The sequence below is a fragment of the Micromonospora sp. CNZ280 genome (assembly GCF_011759515.1).
Genome location: NZ_JAAOYP010000001.1, coordinates 1,810,001 through 1,827,429, shown reverse-complemented (window position 1 = coordinate 1,827,429; position 17,429 = coordinate 1,810,001). Strand labels below are relative to the sequence as shown.

Annotated in this window: 17 protein-coding genes, 2 tRNA genes and 1 pseudogene; 10 read left to right on the top strand and 10 right to left on the bottom strand. The window is 72.3% G+C overall.

The window, feature by feature from the left end:
• Window positions 1–165: 165 nt before the first annotated feature.
• Window positions 166–1,680: a peptide deformylase gene (locus FHX32_RS08655; protein WP_167180223.1), complete on the top strand. Its 1,515-nt coding sequence runs from the start codon at window positions 166–168 to the stop codon at window positions 1,678–1,680.
• A 142-nt stretch (window positions 1,681–1,822) separates the two neighbouring features.
• Here the strand turns inward: FHX32_RS08655 and FHX32_RS08650 are convergent, their stop codons facing one another.
• Window positions 1,823–2,941 carry a globin domain-containing protein gene (locus FHX32_RS08650; RefSeq protein ID WP_167180222.1) on the bottom strand — a complete coding sequence of 373 codons (1,119 nt, stop codon included), beginning with the start codon at window positions 2,939–2,941 and terminating at the stop codon, window positions 1,823–1,825.
• Between the two features lie 147 nt (window positions 2,942–3,088).
• Between FHX32_RS08650 and FHX32_RS08645 the strand changes: the two genes are divergently transcribed.
• Window positions 3,089–3,859: a CPBP family intramembrane glutamic endopeptidase gene (locus tag FHX32_RS08645; protein WP_167180221.1), complete on the top strand. Its 771-nt coding sequence runs from the start codon at window positions 3,089–3,091 to the stop codon at window positions 3,857–3,859.
• A gap of 106 nt (window positions 3,860–3,965) precedes the next feature.
• Here FHX32_RS08645 and FHX32_RS08640 read toward each other — a convergent pair whose 3' ends face one another.
• A complete protein-coding gene (locus tag FHX32_RS08640; RefSeq protein ID WP_486480969.1) occupies window positions 3,966–4,700 on the bottom strand; it encodes a hypothetical protein in 735 nt (244 codons plus the stop codon).
• Between the two features lies 1 nt (window position 4,701).
• Between FHX32_RS08640 and FHX32_RS08635 the strand changes: the two genes are divergently transcribed.
• The 3 genes from FHX32_RS08635 (at window position 4,702) to FHX32_RS08625 (ending at window position 6,120) form a co-directional block, all read left to right on the top strand.
• Window positions 4,702–5,337 carry a hypothetical protein gene (locus tag FHX32_RS08635; protein ID WP_167180220.1) on the top strand — a complete coding sequence of 212 codons (636 nt, stop codon included), beginning with the start codon at window positions 4,702–4,704 and terminating at the stop codon, window positions 5,335–5,337.
• A gap of 584 nt (window positions 5,338–5,921) precedes the next feature.
• Window positions 5,922–6,012 (top strand) — tRNA-Ser (locus tag FHX32_RS08630).
• 35 nt (window positions 6,013–6,047) lie between these two features.
• Window positions 6,048–6,120: transfer RNA gene (locus FHX32_RS08625), tRNA-Arg, on the top strand.
• Window positions 6,121–6,196: 76 nt separating this feature from the next.
• Here the strand turns inward: FHX32_RS08625 and FHX32_RS08620 are convergent.
• The 4 genes and pseudogenes from FHX32_RS08620 to FHX32_RS08605 all read right to left on the bottom strand — a co-directional run.
• Window positions 6,197–6,445 (bottom strand): annotated as a pseudogene (locus FHX32_RS08620) (tyrosine-type recombinase/integrase); the annotation flags it as partial.
• 143 nt (window positions 6,446–6,588) lie between these two features.
• Window positions 6,589–7,395 (bottom strand): indole-3-glycerol phosphate synthase TrpC, encoded by an 807-nt coding sequence (trpC, locus tag FHX32_RS08615; RefSeq protein ID WP_167180218.1) that lies wholly within the window; start codon window positions 7,393–7,395, stop codon window positions 6,589–6,591.
• A gap of 274 nt (window positions 7,396–7,669) precedes the next feature.
• A complete protein-coding gene (locus tag FHX32_RS08610) occupies window positions 7,670–8,020 on the bottom strand; it encodes a hypothetical protein (protein WP_167180217.1) in 351 nt (116 codons plus the stop codon).
• Window positions 8,013–8,408, bottom strand: coding sequence for a DUF6313 family protein (locus FHX32_RS08605; RefSeq protein ID WP_486481087.1), 396 nt, complete (start codon window positions 8,406–8,408; stop codon window positions 8,013–8,015). The genes FHX32_RS08610 and FHX32_RS08605 overlap by 8 nt, the downstream gene beginning before the upstream one ends.
• A 515-nt stretch (window positions 8,409–8,923) precedes the next feature.
• Between FHX32_RS08605 and FHX32_RS08600 the strand changes: the two genes are divergently transcribed.
• Window positions 8,924–9,391 carry an SRPBCC family protein gene (locus FHX32_RS08600; protein ID WP_167180215.1) on the top strand — a complete coding sequence of 156 codons (468 nt, stop codon included), beginning with the start codon at window positions 8,924–8,926 and terminating at the stop codon, window positions 9,389–9,391.
• Window positions 9,392–9,494: 103 nt separating this feature from the next.
• On the opposite strand, the gene FHX32_RS08595 is transcribed toward FHX32_RS08600, so the two are convergent.
• On the bottom strand, window positions 9,495–9,911 hold the full coding sequence (locus tag FHX32_RS08595; protein WP_208418012.1) for a hypothetical protein: 417 nt from the start codon (window positions 9,909–9,911) through the stop codon (window positions 9,495–9,497).
• 81 nt (window positions 9,912–9,992) lie between these two features.
• Window positions 9,993–10,562 carry a GNAT family N-acetyltransferase gene (locus FHX32_RS08590; RefSeq protein ID WP_167180213.1) on the bottom strand — a complete coding sequence of 190 codons (570 nt, stop codon included), beginning with the start codon at window positions 10,560–10,562 and terminating at the stop codon, window positions 9,993–9,995.
• A 172-nt stretch (window positions 10,563–10,734) separates the two neighbouring features.
• Between FHX32_RS08590 and FHX32_RS08585 the strand changes: the two genes are divergently transcribed.
• The gene (locus tag FHX32_RS08585; RefSeq protein WP_208418011.1) at window positions 10,735–11,703 is read left to right on the top strand and encodes a helix-turn-helix domain-containing protein; all 969 of its coding nucleotides are present in this window, start codon (window positions 10,735–10,737) and stop codon (window positions 11,701–11,703) included.
• Between the two features lie 249 nt (window positions 11,704–11,952).
• Window positions 11,953–14,541 (top strand): S8 family serine peptidase, encoded by a 2,589-nt coding sequence (locus FHX32_RS08580; protein WP_208418010.1) that lies wholly within the window; start codon window positions 11,953–11,955, stop codon window positions 14,539–14,541.
• Between the two features lie 85 nt (window positions 14,542–14,626).
• Here FHX32_RS08580 and trpS read toward each other — a convergent pair whose 3' ends face one another.
• Window positions 14,627–15,685 (bottom strand): tryptophan--tRNA ligase, encoded by a 1,059-nt coding sequence (trpS, locus tag FHX32_RS08575; RefSeq protein ID WP_167180210.1) that lies wholly within the window; start codon window positions 15,683–15,685, stop codon window positions 14,627–14,629.
• An 81-nt stretch (window positions 15,686–15,766) separates the two neighbouring features.
• Window positions 15,767–15,943, bottom strand: coding sequence for a hypothetical protein (locus tag FHX32_RS08570; RefSeq protein WP_167180209.1), 177 nt, complete (start codon window positions 15,941–15,943; stop codon window positions 15,767–15,769).
• Between the two features lie 322 nt (window positions 15,944–16,265).
• Here FHX32_RS08570 and FHX32_RS08565 point away from each other — a divergent pair, with 322 nt between their 5' ends.
• Both FHX32_RS08565 and FHX32_RS08560 read left to right on the top strand, forming a co-directional pair.
• Window positions 16,266–16,829 carry an alpha-ketoglutarate-dependent dioxygenase AlkB gene (locus FHX32_RS08565; protein WP_167180208.1) on the top strand — a complete coding sequence of 188 codons (564 nt, stop codon included), beginning with the start codon at window positions 16,266–16,268 and terminating at the stop codon, window positions 16,827–16,829.
• A 64-nt stretch (window positions 16,830–16,893) separates the two neighbouring features.
• Window positions 16,894–17,151 carry an SCO4848 family membrane protein gene (locus tag FHX32_RS08560; protein ID WP_167180207.1) on the top strand — a complete coding sequence of 86 codons (258 nt, stop codon included), beginning with the start codon at window positions 16,894–16,896 and terminating at the stop codon, window positions 17,149–17,151.
• The last annotated feature ends 278 nt before the right edge of the window (window positions 17,152–17,429 follow it).

Sequence of the window (17,429 nt, the reverse complement as noted above, 5' to 3'; positions counted from 1 at the left end):
CCTACTACCCGGCGGTCGGGACGGAAAACGCCGCCGGTATCGGCGGCGGGGGCACAGTATCGACAGATATCGCTGAACAGTCAAGCCTCGTGTCGGCAAGGTGGCAGTTTCGTATCCGCCTGGCCACGGAACGTGAAACTGATACTCCCGGCCACGAGGAAGCTGATGACGACCTCACCGCTCGATCGGGCTGCCGACTCCTTCGCCGCCGAACTCGCGCGGCAGCGAACCGGGCGGGGGCTGTCCAAGAAACAGCTCGCCACCCTGATGGGGTTCGACCCGTCCTACGTCAGCCACGTCGAAGGGCGCCGACACCGGCCCACCGAGGACTTCGCGCGCCGCGCGGAGGCGGTGCTGGAGGCCAGCGGCGCGATCTGGCAGCGCTTCCGGGAGTACGACGAACTCCGGCACGCGCGCGCCGAGAAGGGCCACCGCGATCCCCCGCTGCCCGGCCAGTGGCTGCCGCCGGGCACCGGCCTGGTGGTCGAGCGGGAACTGGCCACCCTCACCTACACCGACGACGGCTACCGCTGCGTCATCCGCCGGGAGCTCTACAACGCCGGCACCGAACCGGTCACCCGGTACCTGGTCCGGGTCGCCGTCGACCGCTACCCGAACGATCCCGGCCGGTCCAACCGGCACCACCGGGAACACCCGCTCACCTTCGCCGAGCTGCGACTGCGGGCGTACCGGGAGGACGGCGGCGAGCGCGAGGCGATGCACTGGCGGGCCAAGCACGACCGGGACGCGTTCAAGGAGATCTGGCTGCTCTTCGAGAACGCCGAACGGCGGTTCCCGCTCTACCCCGGTGACCGGGCCACCATCGAGTACGCGTACCACGTCGGGCAGGACAAGTGGGGCCCCTGGTTCCAGCGGGCGGTCCGGCTGCCCACCCGGCACCTCGCCGTACGCCTCGACCTGCCGGCGGCCCTCGACCCGCAGGTCTGGGGCGTGGAGACCTCGCTCTCGGCGGAGGAGGGCCCGCTGCGCACCCCGGTGAGCCGGCGCGACGCGGGCGACCGGGCGCTGTTCGACTGGGCCACCGACGACCCGCCGCTGAACGCCCGCTACCGGATGCAGTGGCGGTTCCGCGGCCGGCCGGAGCCCGAGCCGGACGTCGGCCGGATCCGGCCCAGCGACCGGATGCGCGGCATCGGCATCGTGCAACGCGGCGCCGACCTGCTCCGCCAGCCGGCCCGACCGTTCGACCTGCCCCGCGAGGAGCAGGTGGCCCGGAACGTGGTCGACCGGCTCTGCTCGGTGCTGGCCCGGCTGGACGAGCTGCACCCGTTCAACAAGGGGGTCGGCATCGCCGCGCCGCAGCTCGGCATCGGCTCGGCCGCCGCGGTGGTCCGGCCGCCGGACCGCACCGCCGAGCCGGTCGTGCTGCTCAACCCGCGGGTGGTCGACGCCGCCCCGGACGCCGACGAGCAGTACGAGGGCTGCCTCTCCTTCTTCGACCACCGTGGCCTGGTGCCCCGGCCGCTGCGGATCGACGTGGAGCACGCCCAGTACGACGGCGGCCGGATCATCACCTCGTTCGAGTTCGGCATGGCCCGCCTCGTCGCGCACGAGATCGACCACCTCGACGGCCGGCTCTACGTCGACCGGATGGCACCCGGCGTGCCGCTGGTGCCGGTCGAGGAGTACCGGGAGACCGGGCACCCCTGGCGCTACTGACGCGGCGACCACGCCCGCCCGGGTGGGAAAGGACGGCCGGGCGGGCGTGGTCGGGCGGGCGGTGCCGGTCCGCCCGATCGGGGGGCCGGGGCGCGTGCCCCAGGGGGCAGGGGCACGCGCCCCGGCGTGGGGGAGAAATGGCCTAGTAGATGCTGCCGAAGGTGTCGTACCGGGTGTGCTCCGGCGGGACGCCGTCGGCGGCGAGCACCCGCAGGGTGGCCCGGACCATCGGGACCGAGCCGGAGACGTAGCAGTCGTGCGTGGTCCACGGGCCGTACCGGCTGACCACCTCGGAGATGTCGCCCAACTCGCCGTCGAAGTCCGGGTCCTCGCTGCACGCCGGGGTGACCGACAACCACGGGTGCTGGGCGACCAGTTCCCGCAGCCCGGCCAACCCGTACAGGTCGGCCTCGGTACGCGCGCCGTAGAAGACGTGCACCCAGCGGGTCCGGTTGTAGCTGGCCAACTCCTCCACCAGCGCCTTGATCGGGGCGAGGCCGACCCCGCCGGCGACGCAGAGGATGTCCCGGTCCGACGAGCGGTCCAGCGTCATCGAGCCCATCGGGGCGGCCACCCGGAGCAGGTCGCCCGGCTCGACCCGCCGGACCAGCGCACCGGAGACCCAGCCGGCGCCCGGCGTACGGACGTGGAACTCCAGCACGTTGTCGTCGTTCGGGGCGTTCGCCACCGAGTACGTCCGCCACACCCGGGGGAGGCGGCGGGGCACCTCGACGCTGACGTGCTGACCGGCCTTCCAGGTCAGTGGGTGCTGCAGGGCCCGGCAGGTCAGCACCGCGGTGTCCGAGCCGTGCCGCTGGTGGGTCAGCACCTCGGCGTGCCAGAACGGCGGGTTCTCATCCGCCGCCGCGCCGGCCAGCATCTTCTCCGAGATGGCCGCGTACGCGTCGCGCCACGCCTGGTCGTACTCCAGGTTCCAGCCGTCGCCGGCGGTGCTGCGCAGCGCGTCCAGCAGCGCGACGCCCATCGTCGCGTAGTGCGCGGCGTCGACGTGGAACTTCCGGTGGTCCCGGCCGAGCGCCCGCAGGTACTCGTCGAAGCTCTCCGGGTCGCCGACCGTCTGGCTCGCTGTGACGATCGCCTCCAGGATGCGGTCGCCCTGCCCGGTCATCTGGACCGGGAAAAGGTTCCGCAGCCCCGGGTCGAGCAGGAAGAGGCGAGCGTAGAAGTGGTCGCTCAGCCGCTCCCGGTGCTCCTCGACCAGGGTCCAGCTCTCCTTCAGCAGCCGCGCGAAGTCGTCCACCGGGCGCGCTCCTTGACCTGTCGGGCGGATCGGGCACGCACAGCATGACCACGCAGCGTGCCCGCCGGTCGCACAGAATGTGCGATCAGCTCACGAGGGTCGCTCAGGCGAGTGCCGCCGGCCGTCCCGGTCGGGCAGAGTGGTGCGGTGACCGTTGAGCTCACCCGCCCGGTGTCCCGCCGCACCCTGGGCACCGAGACGCTGCTGGTGCTCGGGCTCTCGCTCGGGCAGTCCGCCGTCTACGCGCTGGTGTCGATCATCGCGAAGCTGACCGCCGAGGGGCCGCTGTCGAAGCAGACCGCCGCGCTGAACACGTCGGTGTCACCCCGGCCCTGGCTGGACCTGACGTACCAGCTGCTCGGCATCGTCTTCGCGCTGCTGCCGGTGCTGCTCGCCGTACACCTGATCGCCCGCGACCCCGGCGACCCGGCCCGCACCCTCGGCCTGGACGCCCGGCAGCCCGGGCCGGACCTGGCCCGCGGCGCCGGGCTGGCGGCGCTGATCGGCCTGCCCGGGCTGGCGCTGTTCTGGGTCGCCGCGCAGCTCGGCGTGAACGCCACGCTGGTGCCCGCCGCGCTGCCGGAGATCTGGTGGACGGTTCCCGTGCTGATCCTCGCCGCCGTGCAGAACGCCGTGCTGGAGGAGGTGATCGTGGTCGGCTACCTGGTCACCCGGCTGCGCCAGCTGGCCTGGCGGACCGGCGCGATCATCGCCACCAGCGCCCTGCTGCGCGGCTCGTACCACCTCTACCAGGGCTTCGGCGCGTTCCTCGGCAACGTGGTGATGGGCGTGGTGTTCAGCCTCTTCTACCTGCGCACCCGCCGGGTGATGCCGCTGGTCGTGGCGCACGCGCTGCTCGACATCGTGGCCTTCGTCGGCTACGCCCTGCTGCCCCGGGACTGGTTCTCCTGGCTGTGACCGGCCGCCGGCGGGCTCGCCCGGTGCTGTGCTCGACTCCGGCTGCGGCAGCACGCGGCATCGGCGGCGGCAGAGACCGCGACGTGCCGCACTTCGCGTGGATCTCCTACCGCGACCGGGGCGGCCGGTAACGGGTGACGGCCCGGGCGGCCAGCCGGGCGGCCGCCGCCGAGTCGCCGGCCGCCGCCGCGAGCACCGCCGCGCCGGGCAGCACCCGGGACGCCAGCCGCAGCGCCAGCCAGCCGCCCGCCTGCGCGGCGAGCGGCGTGGCCAGCCGCCAGGCCGCCTCCACCGCCCGCGACCAGGGCTCGTCGCCCGGCCCGTCCGCCGCCCGGGCCGCCGCCAGCGCCGTCCGGGCGCTCTCCGCGTCCGGGTGCACCTGGGTCAGCACCAGCAGCTCCGCGGCCCGGTCCGGGTGGGCCGGATCCTGGCCGTACGCCGCCGCCAGGTGGAGCACCAGGTTCGCCTGGGTCCACAGCACCGCCGCCAGCTCGGCGAGCGGGGCGAAGGCGCCGGCCAGCGCGGCGGTCGCCCCGCCCGCCCCGGCCTGCCGGACGAACCGCCGGGTGGCGAGCCGGGCCAGGCCGTCCGGCGAGGCATCCGGGTACGCCGACCGCAGCCGGTCGGCCCAGTCACGGGCGCGCGGCCCGATCGCCTCCACGGCGGCGAGGGCGAGCAACTCCGGCGCGAAGCCCGGGTGCTCGACCAGCCGGGCGAGGGCGGCGCGCAGGTCCGGCGTACGCGCCGGCGGCTCGGCCTCCCGGACGGGTCCTGTTTCGGGCTGCTCCGGGACGGCCCGCTTCGGCGCCGGCTGGCCCGGGACGGCGGCCGCCTGCTGCACGATGGCCTTCCTGGCCGGCGTCGCCTTCCTGGCGGCCGGGGTCACCGCCGCCTCGGGCGGGGTGGCCTTCCTGGTCGGCGTCGCCTTCCTGGCGGCCGGCGCGACCGCGGTGGCTGCGGCCTCCGCCGGGACGGCCTGCTCTGCCGGCGTCGCCTTCCTGCCGGTGGTGGCCGCGGTGGTCGCCGCCTCGGCCGGGGCGGTCTTCTTCGCCGGCGTCGCCTTCCTGCCGGTGGTGGCCGCGGTGGTCGCCGCCTCGGCCGGGGCGGTCTTCTTCGCCGGCGTCGCCTTCCTGCCGGTGGTGGCCCTCGTCGCCCGGGCCGGCTTCGTGGGAACCACCTCGACCGGTGCCGCCTTCCGCGGGGCGGCTGCCTTCCGCGCGGTGGCCTTATTCGCCGGGCCGACCTTGGTCGGCGCTGCCTTGGCTGGCGCTGCCTTGGCTGGGTCTTCCCGGGCTGGATCTTCCCTGGCCGCGGCGACCTTGGTCGGATCCTTCCCGGCCTGGCCGACCCTGGCGGCGTCCGCCCCGGCCTGGCCAGTCCCTGCCGCGCCCACCTCATCCTGGTCGGTTGTGGCTCGGCGCCCGTCGGGCTGGTCGGCCCGGGCTGTGCCTGCCTCGGGTTGGTCGGTCCCGGCTTGATCCGCGTCCGCCCGGCCGGTGCCGGCGCTGTCCGCCGCGGGCTCGTCGATCTTGGCGTCGCCTGGCGTTGGCTCCGGCCGGGCGGCGGTGGCGGGGGCCGGCTGCGCCGGGCCGGCGTCGGAACCGGAGGCCGCCGATCCCGAGGACGCGGTGTGCCTCGAATCACTGGCGCTGTCCGACTGGTCAGCCCGGCGGCGGGCCGACCCGGTGGCCGCCTTCGGCTGACGGGGCAGCGGACGGTCCGGCTCGGGCGGCTGGAAGAGCACCGTCGGAGCCGCCTTGGCCCGGCGCGGACGCGGCGCCCCGCCTTCCGCCCGCTCCGCCGGATCCGGCGTCGCCGGCAGCGGCGGCGGGGTGAAGGTGGCCTTCGGGGAGCGTCGCCGCGCTCCCTCAGCAGGCTCTCGGCGGTTCGGCTCGCTGGGCGGCTGCTCCTGCATATCGATGGAGCCTAGTCCCGATCGGGCCGTCGCACAGCGCTGGACCGCACCCACCACGGCCGACCTGGCGGAGGCGGTCCGGTAGTCGCTTTGCTCCCGATGGGTCTGGGCCTGTATCCTCGGGCCCGGTGGTCTGCGGGCCACCTGGGAGACTTCGCCTAGTCTGGTCTATGGCGCCGCACTGCTAATGCGGTTGGGGTCTTAAAGCCCCTCCCGGGTTCGAATCCCGGAGTCTCCGCGCGAAAGCCGGGTGTGTAGACTGGCCGAGCACCTGCGCCCGTAGCTCAACGGATAGAGCATCTGACTACGGATCAGAAGGTTAGGGGTTCGAGTCCCTTCGGGCGCGCAGCAGGTAAGGGGCCGTTTCGGGAGACCGAGACGGCCCCTTTTCCGTCCCGTACAGCAGCAAAGCACAGCAGCGGTCATGCCGACTCCGGGCCGTTCATCCGGTCGCCCAGGCGCTTCAACGCCACGCAGGTCTGCTTGGAGCTGACCTTGGTGTGGATCTCCATCGTGACCTTGAAGTCGGCGTGTCGCAGGATCTGCATTGCCACCCGAGGGTGCACGTCGAGGTCCGCCAGGACGCTGGCGCAGGTGCGTCGGGCGCCGTGCGGAGTGATCCGCCGCAGGCCGTATCGGTGTACCCGAGCTTCCCAGGCCCGATTGAAGTCCATGGCTTGGCTCAGCGCGGAGTTGGCCGCCGGGGCAACGCCGGGCCGGCAGCCACCCGAGGCGGCGCACACCGTCGGTCTCAGCCTGCAACTATCAATCCCGGTGCCAGCAGGCGAAATATGGGCGGATCTCGCTGGAGGTTCTACCACCGTACGGGTCGGTGAGCTCCCGAGTGGTTGCCGGCGTTGACCAGTTCGGCCACCGCCTCCCGAGGGCTCTTCTGGGTGACCAGGCCCTCGCCGACCAGGACCGCGTCGGCGCCGGCCGAGGCGTACCGGATGAGGTCGTGCGGGCCGCGCACGCCGGACTCGGCGATCTTGACGACGCTGCTGGGCAGGCGGGGCGCGATCCGCTCGAACGCCGAGCGGTCGACCTCCAGGGTACGCAGGTCACGGGCGTTGACGCCGATCACCTGCGCGCCCGCCTCCAGGGCCCGGTCGGCCTCCTCCTCGTCGTGCACCTCGACCAGCGCGGTCATGCCGAGCGACTCGATCCGCTCCAGCAGGCCGACCAGGGCGTTCTGCTCCAGGGCCGCGACGATCAGCAGCACCAGGTCGGCGCCGTGCGCGCGGGCCTCGTGCACCTGGTAGCTGGAGACCACGAAGTCCTTGCGCAGCACCGGGACCTGCACCGCGGCGCGGACCGCGGCGAGGTCGTCCAGCGAGCCGCCGAACCAGCGCCCCTCGGTGAGCACGCTGATCGCCCGGGCGCCACCGGCGGCGTATTCGCCGGCCAGGTCGGCCGGGTCGGCGATCTCGGCCAGCTTCCCCTTCGACGGGGAGGAGCGCTTGACCTCGGCGATCACCGCGACCCCGGGCCGGCGCAGGGCCGCGTACGCGTCCAGCGGCGGCGGCGCGGCGGCGGCCAGCTCGCGGATGCGCTCCAGCGGCACCTGCTCCTGCCGCCGGGCGACGTCCTCACGCACGCCGGCCAGGATCTCGTCGAGCACGCCCGGCTCGTAGTCAAGGCTATTGGAAGGTTGAGCATCTTCTCGGTGTTCTTGTCCTGGGCTCCTAATGCCGCTCGCACCGTCTGCCTCCCGGGGCGTCCCTTCGGCGCGGGCTGGTGGGCCTTGCGACGAGGGCCGGCCAGCACTCAACTGGTGGACCCTTGCGATGGCTCGCGCGACGTAGTCATTCACATCGTCGCCATTCATTTCGGGGAAGGACCCACGCAGGAGTCGCTCACCCAATGCCCGGAAGCTGCCCGGAGACCGGGCGGAATCAGTTCCCACCTGTCTCCTCCTTAGGCTCTGTGGCCGTCCCTCTCTTGCAGATAGGGCACCACGGCCACAGCTCGTCATCGGCGAGGAAAGTAGCTGCGGCCTCGACCGCCTGCCGGATAGCTTCAGCGCCGTTTGCGCGGGGATCCACCGCATCAGTGTCTAAGACCAGGGCGACGATTTTCTCCCAGTCGCGCTCGGCGTTCAGCCAGTTTTGGCCGTGCAGCCCTACGAAATCGAGAGTGAAGTTAGGCGGGACCACATACCCGCACTGTTCAAATAGGAGGTGCTGCAGCGGTGGAATCGTTGTAAGAAGCTTAGTCCGCGAAACGCGCGCTGTCTCCTCACTCATCTGGCTCGCCGTGCTTAGTGAGCACCTCGCTTAGTGGGCGACGACGGCGACCGGTGATCGCTACGCTTATAACCGCGCCGGCGACTGCACCACAGACGGCAGGCGCGGCCAGCCAACCCGCAACGGACAAGAACCAGGCTAGTACCGGCACCGAGACCCGCCCGTCTCCAGGTGAGGTGATTCCGATGGTCACGTCGTAGGCGGTCTTCCAGCCGATCAACAGACCATTGGCCACATAGAGCGCAGCGAACGCGACCAACAGAATCGTCCCCCGCACAAGCAGCCAGTGCCGTAGGCCGGTGTACGCGCCTACCGCACGAAACCGGCGACGCAGCCGATCCCGCAATCGATCTCTCGGTGGAGGACGCAACGGCACTCGCGCGCCCATGACCGGAGACGACTGACGCATGTGGACAGGCTACCCATGGTCGTCCAGCAGTTGCCGCACTGCGGCGGCCCTGTCAGTACATCAGCGAAGCACAGCATCTGATCGGCCGTCAGAGCCACCACGGGGGACCAGGAGGTATCCAACACCGGGTAGTGCTGCCCTCCGACTCAGACCGTGACCCGGACCGTACGTGTGTCGGAGCATCCGGTGCCTCCTCGACAGAGGGCGAGCCAGCGAGCGGCAGCGAAAAGATCGCCAGCCAAGGACAGAGCCCGCCGCGAGCCGAGGATGGAGGCAGGGCAGACACGTGACTCCTACGGATGACACCCGATGCTGCACAGCCGCCTTCGGCACGAAGTGGCCGGCAGGCTATCGCTGGCCCCGGCTGACCCGTGAGCGGGACCCAGCGGTACAGCAACAGATGGAGCCGCAAGAGTCAATTACTAGCGGACGCTCGCGTCCACCCGGCCCACCAGCAAGATCCCAAACGGCGGCTGCCGTACTAGGATCGGGACATGGCTAGGACCGACCGGGCCAGCCGGGTGATCGCGGCACCACCGGCGACCGTCTACGGCGCCCTCCTCGACCGGGAGTCGCTTGAGGCATGGCTGCCGCCGGACGGCATGCGCGGGCGAATCGAGCGGTGGGATCCCCGGCCCGGTGGGGGGTTCCGGATGGTCCTCACCTACCTCGACGCCGCCGACAGTCCCGGCAAGACGTCGGACGCGACGGATGTCGTCGACGTCGGGTTCGCCGCTCTGGTGCCGGGGGAGCGCGTGGTGCAGCGGGCCGTGTTCGAGGCCGACGACCCGGCGTACGCGGGCACCATGACAATGACCTGGCACCTCGCCGCCACCGATGCGGGCACCGAGGTGACCGTCACCGCCACGGACGTGCCACCCGGCATCGACCAGGCGGTCCACGAGGCCGGGATCGCCTCCTCACTGGCCAACCTGGCGTCGTACGTCGAAGCGGGCGACTGACCCGGCAGGCTGGCGCGCTCGGAGAGCCAGTCGGTCGGGTAGCCATGGCGGTCGGTGCGGCGTACGGCTGCGACCGCCCGGGGCCGGACCGGACAGGGCCGGGTCAGGACGCGGCGAGCGGAGCCAGCAGACCGCAGCAGACCAGCGCGAACACCCCGAAGACGAGAAGCAGGATGGTGTAGTTCGACCAGAGCCCGAACTTCGTCACGTCGGTGCCGTGCCCGTCGTGGACGCGGTTGCGCCACGCGCCGAAGCGGAACGACAGGTGGTGCGCCGCGCCGGGGTGGGCGACCAGTGCGGTGGTCACCAGCGGGATGCCCATGAAGTCGGTGTAGCGGACGTCGTGCGGTCCGGGCGCGATCGCCATGTGCCAGGTGCCCTCGCCGGGGATCGGCACCGTCTGGCCGTCGATCTTGAGCTTGCTCGTGCTGGGGACGGGCACGATGTACGGGCCACGGTTCACCGAGACGGAGAGCACCGAGTAGCCCGGCGGGGGCTGGATCGGGTGGGGGTACACCATCGGCGTCACGGCACCCGGAACCGGCGGCGGGTAGGCCGAATGAGGGGGGTACGACACCGGTACATCCTCACACGGGGGCGCTCAGCCCACGGGTACCGCTGGCCCGGCGGTCCACTCCTTGGCGAGCAGGCCGTAGATCAGGGTGTCCACCCACTCGCCCTTGGTCCAGTGGTCCTGGCGCAGGTGCGCTTCCCTGGCCATGCCGACCCGCTCGCACACCCGCGCCGACGGTGTGTTCCGGGCGTCGACGTGGGCGATCACCCGGTGCATGCCGCACTGTTCGAACGCCACGGCGACGAGCGCGCGGACCGCCTCGGTGGCGAACCCCCGGCCGGACACCGACGGGTGGAAGGCCCAGCCCATCTCGCCGCGGGACAGGGTCTCGTCGGCCGGCCACAGGATGACGTCGCCGACGATCTCACCCTCGTGCTCCACCACCAGCGCCAGCCGGGACTCGACCCCGGTGATGCCGGTGCCCCCGACGCGCCGGGCGACCACAGTGGCGGCGAAGTCGCGCGTCCACGGCTCCCACGGGATGTAGCGGGCCACTACCGGGTCGCTGTAGTAAGCGAGCAGGGCATCCACTTCGTCGCCCCGGTAGGGGCGCAGGCACAGCCGCTCGGTGCGGATGGGCAGGGTCGGCTCCGACATGGTCCCCAGTATCGAGGCAGCCGTCGCGGGCCGGCGGCCACCCCTGCTCGCGGTACGTCGGACTCACGTAGCGCAGCCGCGTGTCACGGGGCCTTGGCCTGGGCGGACGGCTGGCTACACTGCTGCCCACCGCGGATCGCCCATGATCAGGACTGCCGGGTGGAGGGGCCAAGTGCTGGAGGCTGTCGGCGTCGAGCCCGGTGAGGAACAGGTCTACCTGGCGCTGGCCGCCGCCCCGGCGGCCGGCGCGGCGGAGCTCGTCGAACGGACCGGACTGTCCCCCACCGAGGTCGATCGGGCGCTCGCGGGCCTGGCGGGCAAGGGACTCGTGGAGGTGCGGCCCGAGCCGGCGGGCCTGACCCGGGCCGCGCCCCCGGACCCGACCCTCAAGCTCCTGGCGCTGCAGCGGATGGACGAGCTACGCCGGGCGCAAACGGTCATCGCCCAGCTGGCCGAGCGGTTCGAGGCCGGTGGCCCGGCTTGGCGCGGCGCCGACGCCGTCGAGGTGATCCGGGGCGCCCGGAGCATCGCCGAGCGCTACGCCATGTTGCAGCGGGAGGCCGGCCGGGAGATCTGCGCGCTGGTCAAACGACCGGCGGTCGCGGTGCCGGCCACCGACAACGTCGGCCAGCGGGACGCGCTGCGGGCCGGGGTCCGTTACCGGGTGGTGTACGACCGGGACCTGTTGGACCCGGAGAACGCCCAGATCCCGCTGCTGCTGGACGAATGGGCCGCGCTCGGCGAGGAGATGCGGGTGGCGGCGGTCCCGTTCAAGCTGGCCGTCTTCGACCGGCGGCAGGCGGTGGTCGTCCCGTCCGGTCCGGCGGCCGAGGAGCCCGTGGTCTTCGTGGTGCGGGCCCGCCCGGTGGTGGACTGTCTCACCTGGATCGTGGACCGGGTCTGGGAGTCGGCCCTGCCGATGCCGGCCGCGCTGTCCGCGCTCCCGGACGGCCCGCTGGCGGTCGAGGACCGCCGGCTGCTGGCCCTGCTGCTGGCCGGCTACACCGACCAGGCGATCGCCTCGCAACTGGGAGTGAGCATGCGGACGGTCCAGCGGCGGGTACAGCGGCTCCTGACTCTCGCCGGGGTGCAGAGCAGGATCCAGTTGGGCTGGCAGGCCGCCCGCCGGAAGTGGATCTGAGGATCACAGTTCAGCGCCCGCGGAGTACGCAGGCGCGGCGAAGTCCGGCGCAACCGGCCGACGAGCGCTGGCACATTTATGCCATGGCGGTGAACTGCCAGCTCAGGGGCCCGATATCAACCGGCGGCGATGGCAGTGTGTGCGCGTCAGCCCATCCCTGCCCCTGGAGGATGTCGAGTGACTTCCCCTGCCAGACGCACACCGCGCCGTGCCCGTCAGGCCGCCGCGGCACTCGCCGCCACGCTTGTCGTGGGCGGCCTCTCCCTGTCCGCCGGCCCGGCCCAGGCCGGCGTCGCGGCGGCTCCCGGCGGCGCCGCCGACAAGCTGGGCAGCCACGACCGCGCCCTGATCGCCACGTACGCCGCCCAGTACCGGACCCGCAGCCTCCCGGCCGGAGCCGGCCAGGCGATCCCCGACTTCGTCACGCTGATGTTCGCGGTGCAGCCGGGCCGAGCCGACGCGGCCGCCCGACAGCTCACCGACCTCGGCGCCGAGGTCACCCGCACCGAGCCGGAGATCGGCTACGTCAAGGCGAACGTCCCGTTCACCGCCGTGGACCAGGCCGTCGCCCTCGACGACGTGCTCCGGGTGGACGCCGACGAGTTGCTCGAGCTGGAGGAGACAACGGCGGCCGGCGCCGCCGCCGGCGCCGGCGGAGACGTCGGAGGCCGCCCGGACGCTCCGTCCGCGGCCACCCCCGACGACAACCCGTACATGCCGACCCGGGAGACCGGCTCGGTGGCCTTCAAGACCGAGCACCCGAGCTACGACGGCCGGGGCGTGACCATCGGCGTCATGGACACCGGGATCGACCCGACCCACCCGGCACTCGCCACCACCACGACCGGTGAGCGCAAGCTGGTGGACACGGCTGTCGGCAGCAACCCGCGGAACCTCATCGACCTGCTCTTCGACCGCACCTGGCTGTTGCTGAGCGCCGGCAACAAGGTCACCGGGCCGGTGGTCGACAAGTACGACATCACCTGGACGCTGCCCGACGGTGGCAGCGACGACATGTACCTGACGCGCAAGAACCTCGCCGTCGCCGGCTACGCCGATCCCACCCTCACCGGAACCCTGGGTATCGCCTACCGCGAGTCCGACAACGCGGTCTGGATCGACCTCAACCAGGACTACGTGTTCACCGACGACGAACTGTACCGGCCGTACCGGGAGAACCAGCAGATCGGCTACATCGGCACCGACAACCCGGCGACCGAACTCAACGAGCGCCAGCCGTTCACCGTCGAGGCCCGGCGGCTGAGCCCGCTGCTGGCCGGCGTCAACATCAACACCCTGGACGAGGGCCACGGCACCCACGTGGCCGGCATCACCGCCGCGAACGGGATCCTCGGCGGTCGGATGGACGGCCAGGCACCCGGCGCCAAGCTGGTCTCCATGCGGGCCTGCACCAGCATGGGCTGCTCCACGGCGGCCCTCACCGACGGCATGGTGGCCCTGGCGACCGACTACGGCGTGGACGTCATCAACATGTCCATCGGCTCGGTGCCCGCCCTGAACGACGGGCAGAGCGCCATGGCGCTGCTCTACGACCGCCTGATCGAGACCACCGGCGTCCAGATGTTCATCTCCGCCGGCAACTCCGGCGCCGGCACCAACAGCCACGGTGACCCGTCCGCCGCCGGCAACGTGGTCAGTGTGGGTGCCTCGGTTTCCAAGCACACCTGGTGGGCCAACTACGGCTCCTTCGTGACCCAGGTCCGCTCCGTCTTCCCGTTCTCCTCCCGCGGCCCGCGCGAGGACGGCGGCTTCAAGCCCGACATCACCGCTCCCGGCGCGGCCATCGCCCCGTACCCGAACTGGCTGGCTGGTGGCGCGGTGGCCGACACCGGCTACACCCTGCCGGCCGGCTACGCGATGCTGCAGGGCACGTCGATGGCGTCCCCGCAGGCTGCCGGCGCGGCCGCGCTGCTGCTCTCCGCCGCCAAGCAGAACGGCATCAGCGTCACCCCGGCGGAGCTGCGTCGGGCAATCTTCTCGACCGCCGACTTCAACAAGGACGAGCCGGCCATCGCCCAGGGCCGCGGCCAGTTCGACGTGCCGCACGCCTGGAAGTACCTGACCAAGGGCGTGGCCGGCACCGACGCGGTCACCGTCTCGGCGCCGGTCTGCACCGTCCTCTCGGACAAGCTGGCCACTCCGCACACCGGCAGCGGCCTCTACAACAGCTGCGCGCCGGGCAGCGGCGGCCAGGGCGTGGGCGAATCCCGCACGTACGACGTCACCCTGACCCGCACCAGCGGCGCGGAGGGCGCGGTCGACTACGTCCTCGACCTCCACGGCAACGACGGCGCCTTCACCGCGCCGAGCGAGGTCACCCTGGTCAAGGGCGTCCCGACCGTCGTCCAGGTGACCGCCGCTCCGGCTACCCAGGGCATCCACAGCGCGGTGCTGACCATCGACAACGCCGCGACGCGGGCCGTCGAGCAGCACGCCATGCTGGCCGTCGAGGCCGCCACCCCGCTGGCCCCGGGCACCACCTGGGCCGTGGCGGGCACCGTCGACCGCAACGACACGATCATCTACAGCGTCGCGGTCCCGGCCGGCGCCACCAGCATGACCGTGAACCTCTCCGGCATCGCCGACGGCAGCCAGACCCGCTGGTGGGCGTACGGGCCGGACGGCCTCGAGGCGGAGAAGTCCAGCGCCGGCACCGTCTACTGCTACGCCAACTACCAGGACGGCAACGGCTGCGACCCGTTCACCCGCAGCTACGCCAATCCGAAGCCGGGTGTGTGGGAGTTCGTCGTCGAGGCACGGCGCACCAGCCCGCACCTCGCGAACCCGTTCCACCTGGCGGCGTCCGTCACCCAGTGACCGCGCCGTGACGCGGCGGGCCGGTCGGGCACTTGCCCGACCGGCCCGTGGGTCAGCGCGAGATGACGGCCCGGACCGGGTCTCGTCAGGCGGTCGTCTCCGCTCGCTTGCGGTAGCGCTCGGCCCGCCGGCGCACCTGGGTGTACGCGCCGCTCAGCCCCATCGCCCGGCGTACCTCGACCAGGGTCTTGCGCACCTCGGCGCGGGTCCGTTCGGTCCCCTCGACGATCAGCTGGTCGACCAGGCCCCGGTCCGCCTCGAACCGGGCCCGGCGCTCCCGGATCGGGTCGAGGAACCGGTTGAGCGCGGCCGCCAGTTCCTCCTTCACCTCGACGTCGCCGACCCGGCCGGCCCGGTAGCGCCGCTTCAGCTCCGCCACCCGGTCCCGGTCCGGGTTGAACACGTCGTGGTACGCGAACACCGGGTTCCCCTCGACCGTGCCCGGCACGTCGGCCCGCACCCGGTTCGGGTCGGTGTACATGCCCATCACCTTCCGGCGCACCGTGGCCGCGTCGTCGGAGAGCGAGATGTCGTTGCCCAGGCTCTTGCTCATCTTGGCCTGGCCGTCCGTGCCGACCAGGGTGGGCGTCTCCGAGGGGATCATCTCGGGCACCGGGAACACCTCGCCGTAGAGGTGGTTGAAGCGCCGGGCGATCTCCCGGGTCACCTCGACGTGCGCCGCGTTGTCCTTGCCGACGGGGACCACCTCACCCCTGACGCAGAGGATGTCCGCGGCCTGGAGCACGGGATAACCGAGCAGGCCGTACGGCATCTCCTCCTTGCCGGAGTCGCGGGCCATCTCCTTCAGTGACGGCACCCGTTCCAGCCGGGGCACCGTCACCAGGCTCTGGAACAGGGTGTTCAGGTCGCCGACCTCCGGAACGGCCGACTGGAGGTAGAACGTGGCCCGCGCCGGGTCGACGCCGGCGGCGAGGACGTCGGTGACCATCTCGCGGGCGTTGTCGGCCACCCGCTCGATGTCCTGCCGACCGTTGCGCGTGGTGAGCATGTGCAGGTCGGCGATGATGAAGAAGCTCTCGTACCGCTGGTGCAGCCGCACCCGGTTCGCAATGCTGCCGACGTAGTGGCCGAGGTGCAGCCGCCCGGTGGGGCGGTCCCCGGTGAGCATCCGTGCCGTGGACATGGTGGTATGCCTTTCGTGCCGAAGGAAGAGGATGGGCGCGATCGACCCGGGGCGGACGCCCCTCGGGTCGGTGGGTTCGAATCAGTGCGTCGAACGCCATCGCGCGCCGTCACGGAAGCGCATTCCGTCGGCACGAAGCACGTCGATGATCCGCTCGCGGCCGTCGCCGGAGCTGGTGGGGAAGGTGGGCACGGCATCGAGCGGGAGGCCGTCGACCGGGTCGACGACCTCCGGTGCGTAACTGCTCGCCCGGACCATGCCGCTACGGTATCGGCTTCCCGGCGGGTCCGTCAGCCCTGGCGGTAGCCGCCCACCCGGTCCCGGTGGTCCGGCCGGTCGTACGCCTCCGGGTCGACGGCCGGTGACCCCTTGTCCTGCTCCCGGGTCCGGTCAAGATGTATCGCACCATTCGGCGGCTCGGCGTCGCGCTCGCGCTCGCGGCCGGTCTGGTCGGCGCGGCGGGGGCGACCGCGCAGGCCTCGCCGGTCAACCCGGTGACGCCGCAGTCGTCCTGCGGGCTCCTCCCGAGCCACCATCGGAAGCCCGGCGGCGGTCCGGCGATCCCGCTACCGTCGGGCTGATGGGACGGATGCGCGGCATCCACGAGCGGCCGGCCGGGCTGACCTACCAGCCGGAACTGGTCGACGTCGACGAGGAGCGGTCGTTGCTGGCCGCGTTGGCAGCCTACGACTTCCGTGAGGTCCGCATGCACGGGCAGATCGCCCGCCGGACCGTGCGCCACTTCGGCTTCGACTACGACTACGGCTCGTTCCAGCTCACCGCCACCGACGCGCTGCCGGTGGAGTTGCACGAGGTCCGGCAGCGGTGCGCCGCGCTCGCCGGCCTGCCGGCCACCGCGCTCGCGCAGGCCCTGGTCACCCGCTATCCGCCCGGGTCGGTCATCGGCTGGCACCGGGACGCGCCGGCGTTCGGGCCGACGGTCGTCGGCCTCTCCCTGGGCTCCGCCTGCCGGTTGCGGTTCCAGCGCGGCAAGGCCGACGACCGCCGGGTGTACGAGGTGGAGTTGGCGCCCCGGTCGGCGTACGTGCTCGCCGGCGCGGCGCGGTCGAGCTGGCAGCACAGCATCCCGCCGGTGCCCGAGCTGCGCCACTCGGTCACGTTCCGGCAGCTGCGAGCCGGCTGACCTGCGGCGCTGTCCCGGCAGCCGGCCCGGTCACCGGGGTCGCGCGCTGGCATACTCGGCAGCCATGGTGCTGTCACGCGGCTGGGCGCTCTTCCTCACCGGGGTCGGGATCTGGACCTGGGTGATCTGGCCCCGGTTCGCGGTCGCCATCTGGAAGGACCCGCGCTCCTGGTCGACCGGTCGGGTCGGCGACTTCCCGGCGACCGGCTTCCTCTGGGTGCACGCACTGCTGATCGCGGCGTCCCTGGTCATCGGCACCGCGGTCGGCGTGCTCGGCATCCGCGCCTGGCGGGCTGCCCGCCGCCCCCCGTCCGCGAGCTGAGCGGGTGTGACGCGGGACGCGTCGCGCGGATTTGACGATCAAACCCGCAGCCGCGTAACTTTCTCTCTGCCAGCGCGGAACGGGGCAAAACAGGGCGAAAGTCCTGGAGGCCCGGACCGGGACTGGCACCGGCGCCACGGGTCGTTACTCCGCGGAGCCGGTCCGGGCGGTGCCCGCGGATTCGCCCAGGGGCGGATTTGGCGAGGCGGAACCGACCGGGTAAGGTTGACGACCGGCAGGGCACCGGGCGAGCTCGCGGGAGACCGCGGCGGCCGGTT

Excerpts from the sequence above, each read along its gene's own strand:
- FHX32_RS08560 (WP_167180207.1), top strand. The coding sequence starts at position 16,894 with ATGGTGCTGTCACGCGGCTGGGCGCTCTTCCTCACCGGGGTCGGGATC.
- FHX32_RS08655 (WP_167180223.1), top strand. The coding sequence starts at position 166 with ATGACGACCTCACCGCTCGATCGGGCTGCCGACTCCTTCGCCGCCGAA.
- FHX32_RS08605 (WP_486481087.1), bottom strand. The coding sequence starts at position 8,408 with ATGGGCGCGCGAGTGCCGTTGCGTCCTCCACCGAGAGATCGATTGCGG.
- FHX32_RS08635 (WP_167180220.1), top strand. The coding sequence starts at position 4,702 with ATGGCCTTCCTGGCCGGCGTCGCCTTCCTGGCGGCCGGGGTCACCGCC.
- FHX32_RS08570 (WP_167180209.1), bottom strand. The coding sequence starts at position 15,943 with ATGGTCCGGGCGAGCAGTTACGCACCGGAGGTCGTCGACCCGGTCGAC.
- FHX32_RS08595 (WP_208418012.1), bottom strand. The coding sequence starts at position 9,911 with ATGGTGTACCCCCACCCGATCCAGCCCCCGCCGGGCTACTCGGTGCTC.
- FHX32_RS08610 (WP_167180217.1), bottom strand. The coding sequence starts at position 8,020 with ATGAGTGAGGAGACAGCGCGCGTTTCGCGGACTAAGCTTCTTACAACG.
- FHX32_RS08565 (WP_167180208.1), top strand. The coding sequence starts at position 16,266 with ATGGGACGGATGCGCGGCATCCACGAGCGGCCGGCCGGGCTGACCTAC.
- trpS (WP_167180210.1), bottom strand. The coding sequence starts at position 15,685 with ATGTCCACGGCACGGATGCTCACCGGGGACCGCCCCACCGGGCGGCTG.
- FHX32_RS08600 (WP_167180215.1), top strand. The coding sequence starts at position 8,924 with ATGGCTAGGACCGACCGGGCCAGCCGGGTGATCGCGGCACCACCGGCG.
- FHX32_RS08590 (WP_167180213.1), bottom strand. The coding sequence starts at position 10,562 with ATGTCGGAGCCGACCCTGCCCATCCGCACCGAGCGGCTGTGCCTGCGC.